This is a genomic window from Paracoccus halophilus (assembly GCF_000763905.1).
Lineage (GTDB): Bacteria > Pseudomonadota > Alphaproteobacteria > Rhodobacterales > Rhodobacteraceae > Paracoccus > Paracoccus halophilus.
In genome coordinates, this window is the sequence record NZ_JRKN01000036.1 from 1 (window position 1) to 20,490 (window position 20,490).

General features: G+C 65.8%; 15 protein-coding genes. 8 read left to right on the forward strand and 7 right to left on the reverse strand.

Annotated elements, in window-relative coordinates; translation table 11 throughout:
* Positions 1-142: 142 nt before the first annotated feature.
* The 8 genes from IT41_RS19570 to IT41_RS16640 all read left to right on the forward strand — a co-directional run bounded on the left by IT41_RS19570 (position 143) and on the right by IT41_RS16640 (position 9,936).
* The gene (locus IT41_RS19570) at positions 143-2,596 is read left to right on the forward strand and encodes a calcium-binding protein (protein WP_052081721.1); all 2,454 of its coding nucleotides are present in this window, start codon (positions 143-145) and stop codon (positions 2,594-2,596) included.
* 166 nt (positions 2,597-2,762) lie between these two features.
* Complete coding sequence (locus IT41_RS16610) at positions 2,763-3,668, forward strand: metal ABC transporter substrate-binding protein (protein ID WP_036743501.1); 906 nt, start codon at positions 2,763-2,765, stop codon at positions 3,666-3,668.
* A gap of 2 nt (positions 3,669-3,670) precedes the next feature.
* Positions 3,671-4,564, forward strand: a complete 894-nt coding sequence (locus IT41_RS16615) for a manganese/iron ABC transporter ATP-binding protein (protein WP_052081722.1) — start codon at positions 3,671-3,673, stop codon at positions 4,562-4,564.
* Positions 4,561-5,427 (forward strand): metal ABC transporter permease, encoded by an 867-nt coding sequence (locus IT41_RS16620; RefSeq protein WP_036743502.1) that lies wholly within the window; start codon positions 4,561-4,563, stop codon positions 5,425-5,427. Before IT41_RS16615 ends, IT41_RS16620 begins: the two co-directional genes overlap by 4 nt.
* On the forward strand, positions 5,424-6,257 hold the full coding sequence (locus IT41_RS16625; protein ID WP_036743503.1) for a metal ABC transporter permease: 834 nt from the start codon (positions 5,424-5,426) through the stop codon (positions 6,255-6,257). Before IT41_RS16620 ends, IT41_RS16625 begins: the two co-directional genes overlap by 4 nt.
* A gap of 93 nt (positions 6,258-6,350) precedes the next feature.
* Positions 6,351-7,877: a di-heme oxidoreductase family protein gene (locus IT41_RS16630; RefSeq protein ID WP_052081723.1), complete on the forward strand. Its 1,527-nt coding sequence runs from the start codon at positions 6,351-6,353 to the stop codon at positions 7,875-7,877.
* On the forward strand, positions 7,877-8,872 hold the full coding sequence (locus tag IT41_RS16635) for an imelysin family protein (protein WP_139221749.1): 996 nt from the start codon (positions 7,877-7,879) through the stop codon (positions 8,870-8,872). Before IT41_RS16630 ends, IT41_RS16635 begins: the two co-directional genes overlap by 1 nt.
* Positions 8,873-8,874: 2 nt before the next feature.
* Positions 8,875-9,936: a DUF1513 domain-containing protein gene (locus IT41_RS16640; protein WP_036743505.1), complete on the forward strand. Its 1,062-nt coding sequence runs from the start codon at positions 8,875-8,877 to the stop codon at positions 9,934-9,936.
* A gap of 18 nt (positions 9,937-9,954) precedes the next feature.
* On the opposite strand, the gene IT41_RS16645 is transcribed toward IT41_RS16640, so the two are convergent.
* The 7 genes from IT41_RS16645 to IT41_RS16675 form a co-directional block, all read right to left on the reverse strand.
* Positions 9,955-11,220 carry a SulP family inorganic anion transporter gene (locus IT41_RS16645; protein WP_036743506.1) on the reverse strand — a complete coding sequence of 422 codons (1,266 nt, stop codon included), beginning with the start codon at positions 11,218-11,220 and terminating at the stop codon, positions 9,955-9,957.
* A 140-nt stretch (positions 11,221-11,360) separates the two neighbouring features.
* The gene (locus IT41_RS16650) at positions 11,361-12,623 is read right to left on the reverse strand and encodes an imelysin family protein (protein WP_036743507.1); all 1,263 of its coding nucleotides are present in this window, start codon (positions 12,621-12,623) and stop codon (positions 11,361-11,363) included.
* A 206-nt stretch (positions 12,624-12,829) separates the two neighbouring features.
* Positions 12,830-15,985: an efflux RND transporter permease subunit gene (locus IT41_RS16655; protein ID WP_036743508.1), complete on the reverse strand. Its 3,156-nt coding sequence runs from the start codon at positions 15,983-15,985 to the stop codon at positions 12,830-12,832.
* A gap of 4 nt (positions 15,986-15,989) precedes the next feature.
* Entirely contained in the window at positions 15,990-17,150 is a 1,161-nt protein-coding gene (locus IT41_RS16660) for an efflux RND transporter periplasmic adaptor subunit (RefSeq protein ID WP_081967599.1), read from the reverse strand.
* Positions 17,151-17,425: 275 nt separating this feature from the next.
* Positions 17,426-18,517, reverse strand: a complete 1,092-nt coding sequence (dctP, locus tag IT41_RS16665) for a TRAP transporter substrate-binding protein DctP (protein WP_036743509.1) — start codon at positions 18,515-18,517, stop codon at positions 17,426-17,428.
* A gap of 15 nt (positions 18,518-18,532) precedes the next feature.
* On the reverse strand, positions 18,533-19,831 hold the full coding sequence (locus tag IT41_RS16670) for a TRAP transporter large permease (RefSeq protein WP_036743529.1): 1,299 nt from the start codon (positions 19,829-19,831) through the stop codon (positions 18,533-18,535).
* An 88-nt stretch (positions 19,832-19,919) separates the two neighbouring features.
* A complete protein-coding gene (locus IT41_RS16675) occupies positions 19,920-20,435 on the reverse strand; it encodes a TRAP transporter small permease subunit (protein WP_036743510.1) in 516 nt (171 codons plus the stop codon).
* Positions 20,436-20,490 lie beyond the last annotated feature (55 nt).

A 20,490-nucleotide genomic window follows, 5' to 3' on the forward strand; every position in this document is an offset into this window, starting at 1 on the left:
CCGTTGCAAGCCCGCACCCTCTGGGTGATCCATGAAACGCGCCCCTCGCAGCCTTCAACACCATGTTTTATATAGGAAATATAATGGTCAGGACAGCGAAATCAGCGCCTTACTTGGGAAATGTGGGATCATCTGCGTGCAAATGTCGGCCGAGGACCAGATCCGTCTGGACAAGGCCAATGGCACCTACGAGGCGAATATCGCCGCGGACCCGAAATATTACCTGCAACTGAACGATCTGCAGACCATCCCGGTCGGCCTTGACGGCAATCCCGAGCAATATGTCGCGCTGCTGCGCGACGCCCTGCCCGAGGCCAATACCCTGCGGCTGTTCTTCAACGAGGCGTCCTTCAATCCCGACGGATCGCTGCACCCGCAATTCGAGCGTTTCCTGATCGCGGCGGCGGATGCCGGGTTCGAATTCATCATCGGCGCGACCGGCGGCAACCTGCAGCGCCTGGGCGAGGATGGCGGCCTGAACCTGAACCAGATGCGCGCCGGCCTGCGCGGCGAGGTATTCGATTCGATGTCCGGCGCCTGGGCGAAGATGCTCGACTGGCTGGACGGTCATGACAACGTCGCCGAGGCCATATACGGGTTCGAGATCGCCAACGAGCCCGCCGCCTATGCCCGTGCCGAAGGCATGGCCGGCAACAGCGGCGAATTCGTCCGCATGTATGCCAATCACATGCTGACCCTGGCGAATGAGATCGACCAGCGGATGGACGGCCGGATTCTGGTCGGCGGCTGGGGCTATTCCAACCGTTTCGACATTTTCGCGGAAACCGAATACCGGAACGGGACCGTGCTCGACGCGCTGCGCGCCGGCATCGGCGAGGATCTGGTCTGGTCCTCGCATCTCTATCCGACCTGGGTCGACGAGGGAATCCAGACGCGCGCGCAGTTCGACGCGCTTTACGACGGGATCTACGGCGTTCTGGGCGATGACGACATCATCATGACCGAAACCAATGCCCCGGGGCCTGGGGTGAACGACAATACCGCCCGCGATGTTTCATACGACATGGCGCGCGCCTATGAACTGCTGGCCGAGCGCGGCATCGGCATCGGCTGGTTCCAGGGCCTCGAGGCCGGCGAATCCAACCTTGCGGTGATCGACGCCTATGGCGAGGGCGGCGTGCGCTACCTGCATCCCAATTCGCTGGCCCATGCCATGAACGCCTATTCCCTGGACGAGACCGATCCGGCGCTGGCCGGGAACGACATGCTCAGCGCGCGGCTTTACCCGGGCAAGGTGCGCGATGACAATTCCGGCTTTCTCATGGATGTGGACGGTGTCGCCATGGCCTTTGGCCGCAATGGCAACGATACGCTGCTTGGCGTGAACGATGCCGTCAACATGCTTTATGGCGGCAATGGCAATGACCATCTGGTCGGCCGCGCCACCGATGACCACCTGTTCGGCCAGTATGGCAATGACACCCTGCGCGGCGGCGGCGGCAACGATATCCTCATCGGCGGAGATGGCAGCGATGTGCTGATCGCCGAAACCGGCCCCGACACCATCACCGGCGGGCGCGGGGGCGATGTCTTCCGTCTGGTATCGGGCAATCACGTCGTCACCGATTTCAGCTTCGGTGACGAGGATCAGCTGTATCTGGACGGTGTGCGGATGACCCGTGCCCGGCTCGAGGCGAATGGCGTCATGCGCGACATCGACAATGACGGCTATGTCGACGACCTGCTGCTGAGCGCCGGTTCGGGCCGGATCAGCATCGTCGATTATCGCAACGTGATCGCCGATGGCGTGGTCTCCGGCACCAGCGGGGCGGACCGGATCAACGAAAACTACAAGGATTTCGACGGGGACCGAATGGACTGGCGCGGCGTGACCGTCATGGGCCGGGGCGGCAACGACGATATCCTGGGCCTTGCCGGGAACGATGTCATTCGCGGCGACAGCGGCAATGACACCCTTCAGGGCCGGATGGGCAATGACCAGCTGCTTGGCGGCTCGGGCAACGATTCGCTTGTCGGCGGCGGCGACAACGACATCCTGCTGGGTCACTCCGGAAATGATTACCTGATCGGATCATGGGGACATGACACGCTTTCGGGCCATGACGGTCACGATACCCTGTCGGGTGGCGACGGCCGGGATGTCCTGTCCGGTGGCGGCGGCAAGGACATGATCCGCGGGCTGAGCGGTGCGGACCATCTGTCGGGCGATGGCGGCCGCGACACGCTGGTCGGCGATGCCGGCCGCGACAAGCTGGTCGGCGGCGCCGGGGCCGATGTGCTGACCGGCGGCGCGGATGCGGATATCTTTGTCTTTCGCGCCATCAGCGATTCGACGCCCGCCGCCACCGGGCGGGACACGATCCGCGATTTCCAGATCTGGCAGCAGGATCGCATCGACCTTTCCGCCCTCGACGCCCGCGAGGGTCAGGCGGGAAATCAGGCCTTCAGCTATATCGGCGATCGCGGTTTCAGCGGCCGCGCCGGCGAATTGAATGCCCGGGTCGAGAATGGCGGCACGCTGGTCGCGGCGGATCTCGATGGCGACCGGCGGGCCGATTTCGCCATCTTCCTGGATGACCGGCTGAGCCTCGGCGCCGACAGCTTCATCCTGTAGCGCCCCGGCAGCGCCCTTTGCAGGCAGGCTTGGCAAGGCCCCCGCCCCGTGGCGCGGGGCCTTGTCTTTTTCTGCTGGACTTCCGCCGGGTTCCGGCGCATTCGTCTTGACAGTTGCGAATGAGTTGCATTTACATGCAATCGAGATTTTGGCGGAAGGACAGGATATGCCAGCGACTGTGATGCGCCTGATTGGCGCGGTGGCCATCACCGCACTGATCCCGGGCGCGGCAGCGGCCAGCGAGGACCGCATGAAGGTGGCGACCACCTTTACCGTACTGGCCGACATGGCGCGGCAGGTCGCCGGCGATGCGGCGGATGTCGTCTCGATCACCAAGCCGGGGGCCGAGATCCACGGCTACGAGCCGACGCCGCATGATATCGTGGGCGCGCTGGATGCCGATCTGATCCTGTGGAACGGCATGAATCTGGAACTGTGGTTCGAACAGTTCCTGTCCAATCTGGGCGAGGTGCCCTCGGTCACCCTGACCGAAGGCATCGAAGGCATCCCGATCGCCGCCGGCGGCTATCAGGGCAAGCCCAACCCCCATGCCTGGATGGGGATGAGGAATGCCGCCGTCTATATCGACAATATCGCCCGCGCCTTTGCCGAGCACGACCCGGAAAACGCCGACATCTATGCCCGCAATGCCGCCGCCTACAAGCAAGAGCTGTTCGACACGCTGGAGCCGATCCGCCAGCGCATCGCCCGCATCCCCGAGGACAAGCGCTGGCTGGTCACCTGCGAGGGGGCCTTCAGCTATCTGGCGCGGGATTTCGGCATGAAGGAACTGTATCTGTGGCCGATGAATTCGGATCAGATGGGCACGCCACAGCAGATCCGCACGGTGATCGACGCCATTCGTGCAAACGATATCCCGGTGACGTTCTGCGAAAGCACCGTGAACACCGCGCCCGCGGAACAGATCGCGCGCGAAACCGGCGCGCTTTATGGCGGTGTGCTTTATGTGGACAGCCTGTCCGAAGCCGATGGCCCCGTGCCCAGCTATCTGGATCTGGTGCGGGTGACATCTGAAACCGTCGCAAAAGGTCTGGAGCAGGGTCTGAAATGAACATGGCCGACAAGTTTGATCCGATGATCCCGGACAGTGCCGGTCCGGCCGGCGGCATTCTGGCGCGCGATGTCACCGTGACCTATCGTAATGGCATGACCGCGCTGCGTCAGGCCAGCTTTCAGATCCCGCGCGGCACGGTGACCGCGCTGGTCGGCGTGAACGGCGCCGGAAAATCTACGCTTTTCAAGGCGATCATGGGTTTCGTGCCGGTCGCCAGGGGCGAGATCCGGCTGCTGGGCATGCCGGTGCGCGCGGCGCTGAAAAGCAATCTCGTGGCCTATGTCCCGCAATCCGAGGAAGTGGACTGGAGCTTTCCGGTGCTGGTCGAGGACGTGGTGATGATGGGCCGCTATGGCCATATGGGATTCCTGCGCCGTCCCTCGGCCGTCGATCACGCGGCCGTCGATACCGCCCTGCGGCGGGTCAACATGCAGGATTACCGCCACCGCCAGATCGGCGAACTGTCCGGCGGCCAGAAAAAGCGCGTCTTTCTGGCGCGCGCGCTGGCGCAGGACGGGCGGGTGATCCTGCTGGACGAGCCCTTTACCGGCGTTGACGTCAAGACCGAGGAGCAGATCGTTGCCCTGCTGCGCGAATTGCGGGCCGAGGGGCGGGTGATGCTGGTCTCGACCCATAATCTGGGTTCGGTGCCGGAATTCTGCGATCAGGTGGTGCTGGTCAAGGGCACGGTGCTGGCTTACGGCCCGACCGAGACGACCTTTACCCGCGAGAACCTGGAATCCGCCTTTGGCGGCGTGCTGCGCCACTTTACCCTGGGCGGCGACGATCTGCATGACGACGACGACCCGCGCCATGTCACCATCCTCAGCGATGACGAGCGCCCGCTGGTGCAATATGGCGACCGCACCCATACGCGGGAGCGCGGCGAATGAGCATCCTGCTGGATCCGTTTGCCTATGGCTACATGCTCAGCGCCATGTCGGTGGCGGCGCTGGTCGGCGGGGTCTGCGCCTTTCTGTCGGCCTATCTGATGCTGAAAGGCTGGTCGCTGATCGGCGACGCGCTGTCCCATTCGGTCGTGCCGGGCGTGGCCGGGGCCTATATGCTGGGCCTGCCCTTCGCGCTTGGGGCCTTCATCTCGGGCGGGCTGGCGGCGGCGGCGATGCTGTTTCTGTCCGACCGGTCCGGGCTCAAGGTCGATGTGGTGATCGGGCTGATCTTTACCTCGTTCTTCGGGCTGGGGCTGTTCATGGTCTCGGTCAACCCGATGGCGATTTCGGTGAACACGATCATCATGGGCAATATCCTGACCATCACCCCCGAGGACACGCTCCAGCTGACCATCATCGGCGTCGTCTCGCTGGCCGTGCTGATGGCCAAGTGGAAGGATCTGATGGTGGTGTTCTTCGACGAAAGTCATGCCCGCTCGATCGGGCTGCGGCCGGGCATGCTCAAGGCGGTGTTCTTCGTGCTCTTGTCGGCCTGTATCGTGGCGGCGATGCAGACGGTGGGCGCGTTTCTGGTCATCGCCATGGTGGTGACGCCGGGCGCGACCGCCTATCTGCTTTGCGACCGCTTTCCGCGCCTGATCGCCACCTCGGTCGCCATCGGGGCGGGGACCAGCTTTTTCGGCGCCTATATCAGCTTTTTCCTCAGCGGCGCGACCGGCGGCATCATCGTCGTTCTGCAGACGCTGATCTTTCTGCTCGCTTTCGTCTGGGCGCCCAAGCACGGGCTGCTGGCCACCCGGCGCAAGGCGGCCCAAGCCCTGCGCGCAGAGGGGACCGCGTCATGATCGAGAGCCTGCTGCTGCCGTTCCGCTTTGCCTTCATGCAGGATGCGTTCCTGATGGCGGCGATCATCGCGGTGCCGACCGCGCTGCTGTCGTGCTTTCTGGTGCTCAAGGGCTGGGCACTGATGGGCGACGCGGTCAGCCATGCGGTTCTGCCCGGCGTGGTGCTGGCCTATATCTTCGGCTTTCCGCTGATCCTGGGCGCGTTCGGCGCCGGCATGATCACATCGCTGGCGACCGGCTATCTGTCGGATAACAGCCGCGTCAAGCAGGACACGGTGATGGGCGTGGTGTTTTCCGGCATGTTCGGGCTGGGCATCGTGCTTTACACCTCGATCCCGTCGGACATGCATCTGGACAAGATCCTGTTCGGCAACCTGCTGGGCGTCGGCGCGCGCGATCTGTGGACCACCGGGCTGATCGCCCTGGGCGTTTCCGCCGCGCTGCTGCTGAAATGGAAGGACCTGATGCTGCATGCCTTCGACCCGGCGCAGGCGCGGGCCTCGGGCCTGCCGGTGGGGCTGCTGCATTACGGCATGCTGACCGCGCTGTCGCTGACCATCGTGGCGACGCTGACCGCGACCGGACTGATCCTCGCCATCGGGCTGCTGATCGCGCCCGGCGCCATCGCCTTTCTGCTGGTGCGCAGCTTTGGTCGCATGCTGGTGGTCGCGGTCGCGGTCTGCATGTTCGGCACGCTGGGCGGGGTCTATTTCAGCTTTCACTTCAACAGCTCGCCCGCCGCGACCATCGTGCTGATCCTGACGGCGGTCTTCGTCGCGGCCTTTGTCCATCGCGGCCGGCAGGTCCGCCGGGCCACTGCCACAAGCTGATGCCGGGCGGGGTGGGACAAACTGCCCCGGAGAGCGGCCTTGGCCCGGCGGGCAAACCAGAGTAATAAACTCGGGAACCATGACCGGCCCGTGATGACAACCGCGCTCCACAGCCTTGCCCTTGCCGCCTGCCTTGCGCTGCCCGCCGCCTTGCCCTTGCAGGCGCAGGAACTGGATGACCGCCACCTGCAGGTGATCCCGCGCACCGCCAGCGAACAGGCGCGGATCGGGGCGGTCACCGCCCCGACCCTTGATTTCACCGCCGCCGAGCGGTTCGAGACCAAGCCCGGCGGCGCCGCCTCGGTCCGGGTGCGCGATACGGCCGATGCGTTTTCCCAGCTTTCCGGCAATATGCCCTTTGAGCGCGAGATGGATTTCAAGCTGGGCAACGGGCTGTTTCGCAAGACCTGGGTGGCGGCGCCCGCCTCGACCAAGGGTTCGGACGGGCTGGGGCCGCTTTACAACGCGCGCGCCTGTCAGGATTGTCACCTCAAGGACGGGCGCGGCCATGTGCCCGCCCCCGGCGAGGCTGCCGTGTCGATGTTCCTGCGCGTCTCGGTCCCCGGCGGCCCGGCGCCCGGCGATATCGCGGAATGGCTGGCGACGCAGCCCGATCCGACCTATGGCGGGCAATTGCAGGATTTCGCCTCGAACGGCTTGCCGGCCGAGGGGCAGATGGTGATCGAATACGAGGATCTGCCGGTGACGCTGGGCGACGGTACCATCGTCACGCTGCGCAAGCCCGTCTACAGCATGGCCGATCCCGGCTATGGCCCGCCTTCGCCCGATCTGATGCTGTCGCCGCGCGTCGCGCCGCAGATGATCGGGCTGGGTCTGCTCGAGGCGATCCCGGCGGGCGATATCCTGGCGAATGCCGATCCCGGCGATGCCGATGGCGACGGCATTTCCGGCCGGCCCAGCATCGTGCCCTCGGCCGAGTTCGGCGTGCCGATGCTGGGGCGTTTCGGGCTCAAGGGCGGCACGCCCACCGTCAAGGAACAATCCGCCGCCGCCTTTTCCGGCGATATGGGCCTGTCGACGCCGCTGCATCCCGATCCCTATGGCGAATGCATGACAGCGCAGGCCGATTGCCGCAGCCAGCCTGTGGGGCAGGAGCCTGATGCCCGCGACGGGCTCGAGGTGGACCGCGAAAGCCTGGATCTGGTGGCCTTTTATTCGCGCAACCTTGCCGTGCCCGAGCGGCGCAATCCCGACGACCCGCAGGTTTTGCGCGGCAAGCAGCTGTTCTATCAGACCGGCTGCATCTCCTGCCATGTGCCGAAATTCGTTACCCATCGGCTCAAGGACCAGCCCGAGCAGAGCTTTCAGCTGATCTGGCCCTATAGCGACCTGCTGCTGCACGACATGGGCGAGGGGCTGGCCGATAACCGCCCCGAGGGCCGCGCCTCGGGCCGCGAATGGCGCACGCCGCCGCTTTGGGGGATCGGGCTGACGCAGACCGTCTCGGGCCATACCGAATTTCTCCACGACGGCCGGGCGCGTAACCTGACCGAAGCGATCCTGTGGCACGGGGGCGAGGCGCAGGCCGCTCGCGATGCCTTTGCCGGAATGGAAAAAGCCGACCGCGACGCGGTGCTTGAATTTCTGGGAAGCCTTTAATGCGCCTTGTCAATATCCTTCTGGCCCCGGCCCTTGCCTTGGCCCTTTCCCTCGCCTCGCCGGCGCAGGCGGATGTGGCATCAGTGATCGACCAGCGCATCCTGCCCGATCTGGCCGCCTTTCGCGAAGCCGCAGGGGCGCTTGCCGAGACCGCCGCGCGGACTTGCGACAGTGAGGAATTGCGCCGGTCATGGAACGAGACCTTTGACGTCTGGCTGCGCGTCGGCTTTCTGAACCTCGGCCCGGGCGAGGAGGGCGGGCGCAATCTCGCCATCGCCTTCTGGCCCGACCCCAAGGGCATCGGCGCGCGCCAGCAGCGCCGCATGCTGGCGACCGAGGACCCGGTGGTGAACGACCCCGCGCGCTTCGCGGAAAGCTCGGTCGCGCTGCGCGGCCTGTTCGGGCTTGAGCGTCTGCTTTACCCGGACGCGCCGCCCGAGGGCGACTATGCCTGCGCGCTGATCCGCGCCACCGCCGCCGATCTGGCGCGCATGGCGACCGAGATCGATCAGGGCTGGCGCGATGGTTTCGCGCAGGAATTGCTGAGCGCCGGCCAGCCCGGCAATGACCGCTTCCTGTCGCCGGCCGAGGCGCAGCAGGCGCTGTTCACGCAGTTCATGACCGGTCTGGAATTCATCGCCGACCGGCGGCTGGCGCGGCCGCTGGCGACGTTCGAGCGGCCGCGCCCGGAACGGGCCGAGGCGCGCGCCTCGGGGCGGTCGCTGCGCAATGTCGAACTGTCGCTGCAGGCGCTTCTGGACTTTGCCACGGCGCTGGCGGGCGACGTCCCCGAGACCCGGGCCGATATCGGGCAGGCCATCGCCGACGCGCGCGCGCTTGACGACCCGGTTTTCGCCGGGATCACCGATCCGCAGGGCTATGTGCGCGCCGAAAGCCTGTTGCAGCGGGTCCGCACCGCGCGCGAAACCGCGCTGGCCGAGGTCGGCGGCAAGCTTGGTGTAAGTATCGGCTTCAACTCGGCGGACGGGGACTGAGGATGGCGACAAGGCGGGGATTCATGGCGTCACTGGCGGCGGCGCTGACGGTGCCGCGCCTGACCTGGGCCGATGCCGGCAGCCCGTCGTTTCTGGCGGCGGCGAAACGGGGCGATGATTTCGTGCTTTACGGTCTGGACCTGCGGGGCGAGGCGGTGTTTTCGGTCCCGCTGCCCGCGCGTGGCCATGCCGCCGCCGCCCATCCGGCCCGCCCCGAGGCGGTGGCCTTTGCCCGCCGCCCGGGCAGCTTTGCGCTGGTCATCGACTGCGCGCGCGGGCTGGTCGCGCATCGCCTGACACCGCCCGGCGGGCGACAGTTCAACGGCCATGGCGCGTTTTCCGAGGACGGCGCGGTGCTTTACACATCCGAGGTGGTGGCCGAAACGAGCGAGGGCCGGCTGGGCATCTGGGACGCGGCCGGAAACTATGCCCGGATCGCGGAACTGCCCAGCGGCGGCATCGGCCCGCATGAGCTGCGGCGCCTGCCCGATGGCGTTCTGGTGGTCGCGAATGGCGGCATCCGCACCGATCCCGGCGACCGGCGCAAGCTGAATATCGACCGGATGCGGCCCAGCCTGACCTATCTGGACCCGCAGGGCAGGCTGCTGGAGCAGGTCGATTTGGGTGCCGAGCATCACCAGCTCTCCATCCGCCACCTTGCGCCTGGCCCCGATGGCGAGGTCGCCTTTGCCATGCAATGGGAGGGGGACCCGGCCGAGCCGGTGCCGCTTCTGGGTCTGCACCGGCGCGGTGAGGCGGCGCGGCTTTGCCCGCCCGACGAGTCCGAGGCCTGGGCGATGCAGGGCTATGCCGGCTCGATCGCCTGGAGCGGCGACCGCATCGCGCTGACCTCTCCGCCCGGCGGGGTGGTGCATCTGTTTGATGGCCGGGGCGGTTTCCTGCGGGCGATCCGGCGCACCGATGCCTCGGGCGTGGCGGCGCTGCCAGACGGGCTGATGATCACCGACGGCACCGGCGCGGTCAGCCGCATCGGGGCCGAGGGGCTGCGCCCGCTGCAACGTTTCGATCTGGCCTGGGACAATCATCTGGTGGCCCTGGGGTAAGGGCCGGGTCTTGCGGCGTTACCTTTCGGGCGGCGTCCAGTCGCTTTCCACCGATGTCGCGCGGCCAAGGCGCAGCGCCAGACCGATCCCGACCCCGACGCCGATGGCGACCGTCAGGTCGATCAGCACGGTCAGCACCATGGTCAGCACCAGCAGCATCCGGTCGGTCGGCCGGGCGCGGGCATATTCGGCCCATTTCTGCGGCTCGCTCATGTTCCAGGCGGTAATGACCAGCAGCGCCGCCAATGCCGGCATCGCCATGTAACCGGCCAGATCCGAGGCCAGAAGCATGATCAGCAGTATGGTCAGCGCATGGATTATGCCCGCGACCGGGGTCTGGCCGCCGGCGCGGACATTGGTCGCGGTGCGCGCGATCGCCCCGGTCGCGGGCAGCCCGCCGAACAGGGCCGAGGCGATATTCGCCGCGCCCTGCGCGGTCAGTTCGGCATTGGGCCGGTGCTGGCCCTGGATCATGCGGTCGGCCACCATGGCCGACAGCAGCGATTCGATCCCGGCCAGAAACGCGATCACCACGGCCGAGGGGAACAGTTCCGCAAAGCGCGCCCAGCTAAATTCGGGCAGGACCGGCGCCGGCAGCGTCGCGGGCAATTCGCCAAAGCGCGAACGGATGGTTTCGACATCCCATCCCAGCACCGCGACCAGGGCCGAGGCCAGCGCCACCGCCACGATCAGGCCCGGAAAGCGCGGGCTCAGACGGCGCAGGGCGACGATCAGCCCCAAAGCCAGCAGCGCGATGCCAAGCGCCGGCAGGCTGAGGCTCGCGCGCGCCTGCCACAGCACCGGCAGCTTTTCCAGAAAGGCGGCCGGCAGCGGGCCGGTTTCCAGCCCCAGGAAATCGCCGATCTGGCTGGTCGCGATAATGATGGCGATGCCGATGGTAAAGCCGTTGATCACCGCCTCGGGGATATAGCCGATCAGCCGCCCCAGCCGGAACCAGCCCGCCGCCAGCAGGATGAACCCCGCCATCAGCGTCGCCAGCACCAGCCCGTCATAGCCGTGTTCCGCGATGACGCCAAAGACCACGACGATAAAGGCCCCGGTCGGGCCGCCGATCTGCACGCGGCTGCCGCCTAGCGCGGAAATCATGAAGCCGGCGACAATGGCGGTGATCACGCCCTTGGCCGGCTCCGCCCCCGAGGCGATCGCAATCGCAAGGCTGAGCGGCAGCGCCACCATGGCCACCGTCACGCCGGCGATCAGATCGGCGCCGAACTGACGCGAATCATAGGTCTTGAGGGTCGTCAGGATTTTTGGCAGGCGCATGATATCGCGTAATATTCCAGGGTCGCATGGCGACGGCGCGGGCATTCTGGCCTGTTTGACTGCTTTTGGCAAAACCCGGCGCGCCGGCACCGAAAAAGGGGCGGCCGAGCCGCCCCTTGCCGTTCGTTCGGGCGGCGGGATTACTGGAAGACCGCGTCCGGGTTATCCAGCGAATCCGAGCCCTCGAATGCGATCTCGGCGCCATCCAGCGCGCCCACGGCCCGCTGGATCGAGGCGGTCTGCGTGACCAGCGCATTCACCGCGTCCATGATCAGCGCCTCGCCCTCGGCATTGCCGGGCGCGAGCATCTGGTCATAGGCGAAACCGCCATCGGCGGCCGCTTTCAGTGCGGCCAGCTTGGCGACGCTGTCATCCAGTTCCGCCTTGAGCTGGCTGTCCACCGCCGGATCGACCTCGGCGACGAGGTCAGAGAGCGACGGCCCCTCGACGACCGAGCCGTCGGGCCGGGTATAGCTGCCCAGATAGACGTTGCGGATGCCCAGCCCGTCATAATAGTGGCTGTTCTGGGTATTGTCCGAAAAGCAGTCATGCTCTTCCTCGGGGTCGTTCAGCATCAGGCCCAGCTTCATCCGCTCGCCCGCCAGTTCGCCATAGGACAGGCTGCCCATGCCCGTCAGCATGGCGGTGATGCCCTTGGCCGGGTCCTCGGTCACGGCGGCGCGGGCGGCGCCACCCTCGGCCCAGCTGTCGGCCATGTCCTGCAGGTCGCTGATCAGCAATTCGGTCGCGGCGGTCAGATATTGCCCGCGCCGGTCGCAATTGCCGCCGGTGCAGCCCTCGCCCTGGACGTAATCGGTATAGGGGCGCGCGCCGGCGCCCGGTTCGGTGCCGTTCAGGTCCTGACCCCAAAGCAGGAATTCGATGGCGTGATAGCCCGAGGCGACATTCGCCTCGATCCCGTCCGCCTCGTGCAGGGTGCGGATCGTATCGGCTGTGATCGTCGTGGCATCGACATCGGTCGCGCCGATCCTGAAGCCGGGATTGGCGATCACGTTCAGGGTGGAGAGCGGGTTTTCCTCGGACGGGCCGCCGTAAAGCGCGTCGTCCACATAGTCGATCAGCCCTTCGTCCAGCGGCCAGGCATTCACCATGCCCTCCCAGTCATCGACGATGGCATTGCCGAAACGATAGGCCTCGGTCTGCTGATAGGGCACGCGGGCGGTGATCCAGGCGTCCCTGGCGGCTTGCAGCGTTTCCTCGGAAGGGGTGGCGATCAGCGCATCGATCGCGGTCCTGAGCGTCTGCGCCGAGGTCAGGCTGTCGGTGTAACCGGCGGCGGCAATATCGGCATAGGTCCTGACGACATCGGCCTGTTCGACGGCCAGCGCCGGTCCGGCCAGCAAGGTGCCGGTCATCAGGATTGCGGTAAGGGTCGGTTTCATCGAGTGCCTCCTCGATCATTCGTTGCGTCATGACCGGCGCGATCGGCGGGCAAGCAGCCCCGACCCGTCGCCGGCCGTCCATCGGCATTGCGCGCGGGCCAGCCGCCCGGGCGGATGCCTGAGTTTTCCACTCGGGAATCGGATATGTCAATCTGTCAAAAGGTTTACGCTGCCGGCGGGTCGCTGCTGGACCCGCCGGCGCGCTTTCATTCGGACTTTTCGGGCGCCGCCGAGCCGCCCATCCGGCGATGCGCGGCCTCGCGCATCTTCTGGAAGATGACGTAGAGCGCGGGAATGACGCAGATGCCGATGATCGAGGCCACGGCCATGCCGCCCGCGACCCCGGTGCCGACCGCACGCCGGCTGAGCTCGCTGGCGCCCTCGGCAAAGACCAGCGGCAGCAGGCCGGCGATAAAGGCGAAGCTGGTCATCATGACGGCGCGGAATCGTGCCCGGGCGCCCTCGACCGCCGAGGTCAGGATATCCTCGCCGGATTCGCGATGCGCCTTGGCGAATTCCACGATCAGGATCGCGTTCTTGGCCGCCAGCGCGATCAGCACGATCAGGCCGATCTGGGCATAGATGTCGAACGACAGCCCCGCCGCGATGATCGAGGCCAGCGCCCCCGCCACGCCGAACACCACCGACAGCAGCACCGGCACCGGGATCGTCCAGCTTTCGTAAAGCGCGACCAGGAACAGATAGGCGAAGATGATCGCCATCACCAGGATCGGGCCGGTCTGTCCGGCGGCCTCTTTTTCCTGCACCGCGGTGCCGGTCCAGTCATAGCCATAACCGTCGGGCAGCGTCTCGGCCGAAACCTCTTCCATCGCGAGCAGCGCCGCGCCCGAGGAGACGCCCTCGGCCGGGCCACCATTGATCGTCACCGAGCGATAGTTGTTGTAGCGCACGATGGATTGCGGACCCAGGATGACCCGCGGCGTGGCGACGGCGGCGACCGGGACCAGCTTGCCGTCGCGGTTGCGCACGTTCAGCCGGCCGATATCGTTGATCGAGTCGCGGTCGGACTGGGCGGCCTGCATGTTGACCTGCCAGACCCGGCCGAACAGGTTGAAGTCATTGACATAGATCTGGCCGAAAGTGCCCTGCAGCGCGCCAAACAGATCGCTGACCGAAACGCCCAGCGTCTGCAGCCGCTCGCGGTCGATATCCAGGAAAAGCTGCGGCGCATTTGCGGCATAGGTGGTGAAGGTCGGGCCAAGCTGTTCGTTGCCATTGGCCGCGATGGCGAGGCCCGAGGCCACCGCCGACAGATCCGTCGGCGTGCCGCCCTGGAAATCCAGCAACTGGTATTCAAAGCCGTCGCCGGTGCCCAGGCCGATGATCGGCGGCAGGTTCAGCGCAATGATCTGCGCCTCGCGGATGCCGGCGCCCAGCTCGGTGGTTTCCCGGATCGCGGCAAAGACGCTTTCCGAATCCTTGCCCGCCCGCTCTTCAAAGGGCAGCATGGTCACGGTCACGAAGCCGCCGTTGGGCTTGGCCAGACCGTCGAGGAAGCTGTAGCCGGCAACGGTCAGGACGTTCTCGACCCCTTCGATCTCGCTCAGACGCTCGGACAGGCGGTCCATGACCTCTTCGGTACGGTTCAGCGATGCGCCTTCGGGCAGCCGCGCCTCGACGATATAGGCGCCCTGATCCTCGGCCGGCAGGAAGCCCGTCGGAACCGCCTGGAACAGCGCGCCGACCAGGCCGAAGCCGACCGCCAGCAGCACCAGCCCCAGCACCGCGCGCCGGGCGATGGCGCCGGCGATATGGGCATAGCCGTCGCGGGCCCAGTCGATGCGGTTGGAGATCCAGCCCAGGATGCCGCGCTTGGGACCGTGATGGGGCTTGAGCAGGATGCCGCACAGCGCCGGGCTGAGGGTCAGCGCGTTGATCGCAGACAGCACCATCGACACCGAGACCGCGACCGCGAACTGTCGGAACAGTTCGCCGCTGAGGCCGGGGATGAAGGCGACCGGGACAAAGACCGAGAGCAGCACCAGCGTGATCGCCAGAATCGCGCCGGTGATCTCGCCCATCGCCTCACGCGCGGCATCGGCCGCCGACATGCCGGGGTTTCGCTCCATCACCGCCTCGACGTTCTCGACCACCACGATGGCATCGTCGACGACGATGCCGATGGCCAGAACCAGCGCCAGCAGCGACACGGTGTTCAGCGAATAGCCAAGCGCGGACATCACCGCGAAGGTGCCGATCAGCGCCACCGGAACCGCAAACAGCGGCACCAGCGTCGCCCGCGCATTGCCCAGGAACAGGAACACCACGATGATCACCAGCACAAAGGCCTCGATCAGCGTATCGACGACGTTCTCGACGCTGGCGACGACGAATTCCGAGGTGTCGTAGCCGATTTCATAGGTGATGCCGTCGGGGAAGCGCTCGGAGAGCCGCTCCATTGTTTCGCGCACGCCCTCGGCGGCTTGCAGCGCGTTGGCGCCCGGCGACTGGAAGGTGCCGATCAGCGCCACCGGCGCGCCGTTGAACCGGCCCAGACCGTCATAGTTCGCGGCGCCCAGCTCGACCTCGGCCACGTCGCGCACGCGCACGAAACTGCCGTCCGGATTGGCGCGGACGACGATATTGGCGAATTCCTCGGGCTCGGTCAGGCGACCTGTCGTCTGGATGTTCAGCTGCAGGTTGGGATCGGCATCCATGGGCTGCGCGCCCACCCGCCCGATCGCCGCCTGCACGTTCTGCGATTGCAGCGCGGCCAGGATATCGGCCGGCGTCAGTTGCAGGTTGGTCAGCCGGTCCGTGTCCAGAATGACCCGCATCGAATAGTTGCGCGCCCCGTAAAGCGAGGCGTCGCCGACGCCGGGAACCCGCTTGATCTCGTCCAGGACGTTGATATTGGTGAAATTGGTCAGCACCAGATCGTCGACCCGGTCCTCGGCCCCTTCCTCGGCATAGATGGCGATCAGCTGCATCAGCGCGGTGGACTGTTTCTTGACGCTGACGCCGGTGGCGCGGACCTCGGCGGGCAGGCCGGCCTCGGCCAGCGCCACCCGGTTCTGCACGTTGACCGTGGCAATGTCGGGATCGGTGCCGACGGCAAAGCTGACCACCAGCCGGTATGAGCCATCCGCGCCGCTGGTCGATTTCATGTAAAGCATGTCATCGACGCCGATCACCTGGCCCTCGATCGGCTGCGCCACGGTCTGTTCGACCACCTCGGCGCTGGCGCCGGGATAAAAGGCCGACACGGTGACCAGCGGCGGCACGATATTGGGATATTGGGCGATCGGGATGCGCGTCAGCGCGATAAGCCCGGCCAGCGTCAGAACGATAGAGATGACCGCCGCAAAACGCGGCCTGCTGATGAACAGGGATGAGAACACGACGTCAGCCCTCCGCCGCGAGGGCAGCGTCGACCGTGATGCCCGGCCGGACCTTGTTCTGGCCCTCGGTGATGACCTGCTCGCCGGTCTCCAGCCCGCCGGAAATCACCGAGAACCCCTCGACGCTATGGGCGACATCGACGCGGCGCTGCTCGACCTTGGCTTCGCCATCGACGACCAGCACGTAATAGCCCAGCTGATCGCGCTGCAGCGCCTGCGTCGGCACGCTCAGCGCCATCTCGGGCTCCGAGCCGGTCAGGCCGACCCGGACAAGCGCCCCGTCGAGAAGCCTTTTTTCGGGATTGTCGAACAGTGCCCGGATGCGGACCGTATCGGTGCTGGTATCGACCTGGCTGGACACGAAGTCGATCCGGCCCTTCTGGTCGAAGACATCGCCATTGGGCAGGGTGATGGTCACATCGGCGGGCCTGCCGCCGGTGGCTTCGACCTGCTTGCGATAGTTGAGATAGATCGAACTGGCGACCGGGAACTCGACGCTGATCGGATCGAGCGAGGTCAGCGTGGTCAGCGCCCCGCTTTGCGGCCCGACCAGCGCGCCGACATCGGGAACCGACAGGCCGACGATGCCGGCGAAGGGCGCCTCGATGCGGGTATAGGACAGGTTCAGGTCGGCATCCGCCTTTTGCGCCACCCGCGCGGCAAGCTGGGCCGCGGCCTCGTCATAGCTTGCGGTGGCGAAATCCAGCTCGGACTGGGCGACGGCATTGCGCTGAACCAGTTGCGAGCGCCGGTCCTTTTCGATTTCGGCCAGGCGCAGCGCGGCCTCGGCGGCCTTGATCGCCGCCTCGGCCTGCTGCACGCTGGATACATAGGCGTCGTCCTCGATCAGGAACAGTGTGCTGCCCTGTTCGACCAGCTCGCCCTCGGTAAAGCCGATTTCCTCGACATAGCCGGGAACGCGCGCGATCACGTCGATCTTCTGAAGCGAGATGACCCGGCCGGTAAAGGTCGCGGCCTGTCGCAGGTCGCGCATTTCCGCCGCGGCGACCACGACGGCCGGCGCCGTCTGCGCCGCGGCCGGATTGGCGGTCAGCATCGCGACGGCGGAAAAGGCGATCGCGATCGCAAGCTTTCCTCTGGACGGATGCAGCTGCGCGCGACGCCCCCTGTCGCGGTCGGCGACGGCGTTCTTGAATAGAAACATGTTCCTGCGAGTCCTCGGTTGCATCTGATCCTGCCCTTGATAATCCGGCGCCATGGCGGCGGCGCGTCAGGTTCCTGGCCAGAGTTTGCCGTAATTCGCCATCATTGCGATGACGGCAAACTCTGAATCGCGTTCAGTATCAGGTTAAACAGCAGCGGAACGGCGCCGCAAGTACCGTTTCCGGATTTCCCTTGCGTCGAAACAAAACAGAGGGGCGCCATGCGCCCCTCTGCCAGATTGCCGAATGTCATGCCGTGGCGTGGCGGGCGCGGCGGTCAGCCGCCGGCGCATTCCTGGATCCGCGCCAGATCCGGGCCCTGGGGCGTGCGGCCCAGGTTGAACGGCGCCGAGGCATCGCGCCATTTGCTGTAATCCTGCAGATAGCCCAGCATCGAGGCATAGACCTTGGCCGAGCTGGGGTTGTCGCAGGCGACCTCGGTGATGGTCTCATTGGCCATGTTCTGGATGTTTTCCAGCGTGGCGTCGTCCAGACGGGTGATCTCGGTCCCGGCCTCCTGGAACTTCTGATAGGCCTCGGTCGCGCGCTTTTCGGTATTGGCCAGCGACCACAGCAGGGTGGCGTCGGCGGCAACTTTCAGCCGCTCCTGATTTTCGGGCGACAGCGCGTCCCAGGCGGCCTTGTTGATCATCACGCCGAAGATCGACGAGGACTGGTGCCAGCCCGGCGTCGACCAGTATTTGGTCACCTGATCGAAGCCGCCCGACAGGTCCACGTTCGGGGTCGAGAACTCGGCCCCGTCGATCACGCCGCGCTCCAGCGACTGATAGATCTCGCCGCCGGCCATGCTGACCTGGCTGCCGCCCAGTTTCTCGAGCAGCTTGCCCTGTTCCAGCCCCGAGACGCGCAGCCGCAGGCCCTGCAGATCCTCGGTGGTGCGGACCGCCTTGGAGACGGTGCGGAAGCCGGATTCGTTATTGGTCACGCCATAGGGCAGATAGACCATGCCGAATTTGCCATAGACCTCGTTATAGATCTCGGCGCCGCCCCAGCCCTTGATCCAGTTCACGTAATCGACCGCGTTGAACAGGCTGGCGGTGGTGGCCAGCGGCGAAAACGCCGCGTCGCGGCCGGCCCAGTAGCCCGGCCAGTCGCCGCCGGCCTGGATGGTGCCGGATTCGACCGCGCCAAAGACCTCGCCCGCCGGGACCAGGCTGCCGCCATCAAAGAATTCGATGGTCAGATCCTCGTCATCGATCAGCGCATTCGCGATCTCGACGAATTTCTTGTCGATCTCGATCAGTTCCAGCGATGACGGCCAGGTCGTGGTCATGGTCCAGTTCTCGGCCATCGCCGGGCCGGCCAGCACGGCCGCCGTCGCGGCCCCCATCAGGTATTTCGCAAACATATAGCTTCCTCCTTGTCAGCTTCGATAAAGCGTATCTGGCAACCATGTGACCAGTTCTGGAAACAGCACGATCAGCCCGCAGACCATCAGCACCATGACGATGAACGGCGCGACGCCGCGGATGATGTCGGCGGTGCTGACCTCGGGCGGCGAGATCGCGCGCATGTAGAACAGCGCATAGCCGAAGGGCGGCGACAGGAAACTGGTCTGCAGCACCACCGCCATCAGCACGACGAACCATAGCGGGCTGATCTGCATCTCGTTGACGATCGGCAGGAAGATCGGAAAGCACAGCAGCACGATTCCGGTCCAGTCCAGGAACATCCCCAGCACGAAGACCGCCGCCAGCATGACGACCAGCAGCGCGTTCGGGTCCTCGGCCAGGCCGCGGATCAGGTTCTGCGTGGCAGACAGCCCGCCGGTTATGTTGAACACCCCGGTAAAGGCGGTGGCGCCGACGACGATGAACAGGATCATCGCCGATGTGCGGCCGGTCTCCAGAAACGCGTTGTAGAAATTCGCCCAGGTGAAGCGGCCGCGCGAAATCACGATCAGCAGCGCCAGCAGCGCGCCGATGGCCGAGGCCTCGGTCGCGGTGGCGATGCCGAGCAGCATCGAGCCCAGGATGCCCAGGATCAGGATCAGCGGCGGCACCGCCTCGACGATCAGCATGCGCCACATCTCGGCGCGCGAGATCTGTTCGCTTTCCGCGACGCGCGGCGCCAGGTTGGGGCGGATGACGGCCAGCAGATAGACATAGATGCCATACATCACGCCCAGCAGGATGCCCGGCAGCATGGCGCCGGCGAACAGCTCGCCGACCGACAGGCCCGGCGCGTAGGAGGCCATCAGGATCAGCATGATCGAGGGCGGGATCAGGATGCCCAGACAGCCCGAGGCGCCGATCAGCCCGGTGGTCAGCCGCTTGTCATAGCCGTAATTCAGCATCGGTTTCAGCGCCATGACGCCCATCACCGTGATCGAGGCGCCGATGATGCCGGTCGTCGCGGCCAGCAGGATCGAGATGAACACCACCGCCAGCCCCAGCCCGCCCCGGACCTTGGCCATCAGGTGGCGCAGCGCCTCGAACATCTTGTCGGTGACGCCGCTGTCCGACAGGAATCGCGCCATCAGCACGAAAAGCGGAATCGCGATCAGGGTGAAATTGTCCAGCACATCGCCATAGATGCGGTTGATGGTGATGCCCAGCACCATCGGCTTGCCGGCGATGAATGCGCCGAGCACCGCCGTACCCCCCAGAACGAAGGCCAGCGGATGGCCCATGAACAGGCCCAGCACCAGGAGCCCGGCCATGATCAGCGCGATGGCGCTGCCGTCCAGCCCGGGAATCGCCATCCAGCCAAGCGCCAGGTTCAGCTTGCCGATCGAGGCGTCGATGAAACTAGCGAACATCGCCCGGCTCCATCGGGGCAAGGTGATCGGTGCGGTGCAGGATCAGTTTCAGCAATTCGGAAATCCCCTGGATCAGCAGCAGCAGCGCCGCCACCCCCATCGCCAGCTTGATCGGATAGACCGGCATCTGCACCGCGCCATAGGTCTTTTCCCCCTGCGCCAGCGAGCGCAGGCCGAACTGCCAGCTGTAAAGCGCGAAGACGATGCTGAAGGGCAGAAAGAAGATCACATAGCCCGCGATCTCGACCCAGCGGCGCAGGCCCGGCGACATCACCGCGGTCAGCAGGTCCACCTTGACATGGGCCTGATGGCGCAGCGTGTATCCGCCCAGCATGATGAAATAAAAGGCATAGATCATCTTGGTCAGATCAAAGCCCCACAGCGTCGGCGCGTTCAGCACATAGCGCATGAACACGTCATAGATGATGATCGCCGCGAAGACGCCGGCCAGCAGGGACACGGCGCGGCCCACCGCCTCGTTGATCCAGTCGATGACGGAAATCATGCTCTCCCCTCTGCTGCAGTTTTGGGGGGAGTGTTCTGGCCCGCAGGGCGCTTGT

Coding starts and splice junctions, on each gene's coding strand:
- IT41_RS19570 (WP_052081721.1), top strand. CDS start 143: ATGTCGGCCGAGGACCAGATCCGTCTGGACAAGGCCAATGGCACCTAC.
- IT41_RS16610 (WP_036743501.1), top strand. CDS start 2,763: ATGCCAGCGACTGTGATGCGCCTGATTGGCGCGGTGGCCATCACCGCA.
- IT41_RS16615 (WP_052081722.1), top strand. CDS start 3,671: ATGGCCGACAAGTTTGATCCGATGATCCCGGACAGTGCCGGTCCGGCC.
- IT41_RS16620 (WP_036743502.1), top strand. CDS start 4,561: ATGAGCATCCTGCTGGATCCGTTTGCCTATGGCTACATGCTCAGCGCC.
- IT41_RS16625 (WP_036743503.1), top strand. CDS start 5,424: ATGATCGAGAGCCTGCTGCTGCCGTTCCGCTTTGCCTTCATGCAGGAT.
- IT41_RS16630 (WP_052081723.1), top strand. CDS start 6,351: ATGACAACCGCGCTCCACAGCCTTGCCCTTGCCGCCTGCCTTGCGCTG.
- IT41_RS16635 (WP_139221749.1), top strand. CDS start 7,877: ATGCGCCTTGTCAATATCCTTCTGGCCCCGGCCCTTGCCTTGGCCCTT.
- IT41_RS16640 (WP_036743505.1), top strand. CDS start 8,875: ATGGCGACAAGGCGGGGATTCATGGCGTCACTGGCGGCGGCGCTGACG.
- IT41_RS16645 (WP_036743506.1), bottom strand. CDS start 11,220: ATGCGCCTGCCAAAAATCCTGACGACCCTCAAGACCTATGATTCGCGT.
- IT41_RS16650 (WP_036743507.1), bottom strand. CDS start 12,623: ATGAAACCGACCCTTACCGCAATCCTGATGACCGGCACCTTGCTGGCC.
- IT41_RS16660 (WP_081967599.1), bottom strand. CDS start 17,150: ATGTTTCTATTCAAGAACGCCGTCGCCGACCGCGACAGGGGGCGTCGC.
- dctP (WP_036743509.1), bottom strand. CDS start 18,517: ATGTTTGCGAAATACCTGATGGGGGCCGCGACGGCGGCCGTGCTGGCC.
- IT41_RS16670 (WP_036743529.1), bottom strand. CDS start 19,831: ATGGCCGGGCTCCTGGTGCTGGGCCTGTTCATGGGCCATCCGCTGGCC.
- IT41_RS16675 (WP_036743510.1), bottom strand. CDS start 20,435: ATGATTTCCGTCATCGACTGGATCAACGAGGCGGTGGGCCGCGCCGTG.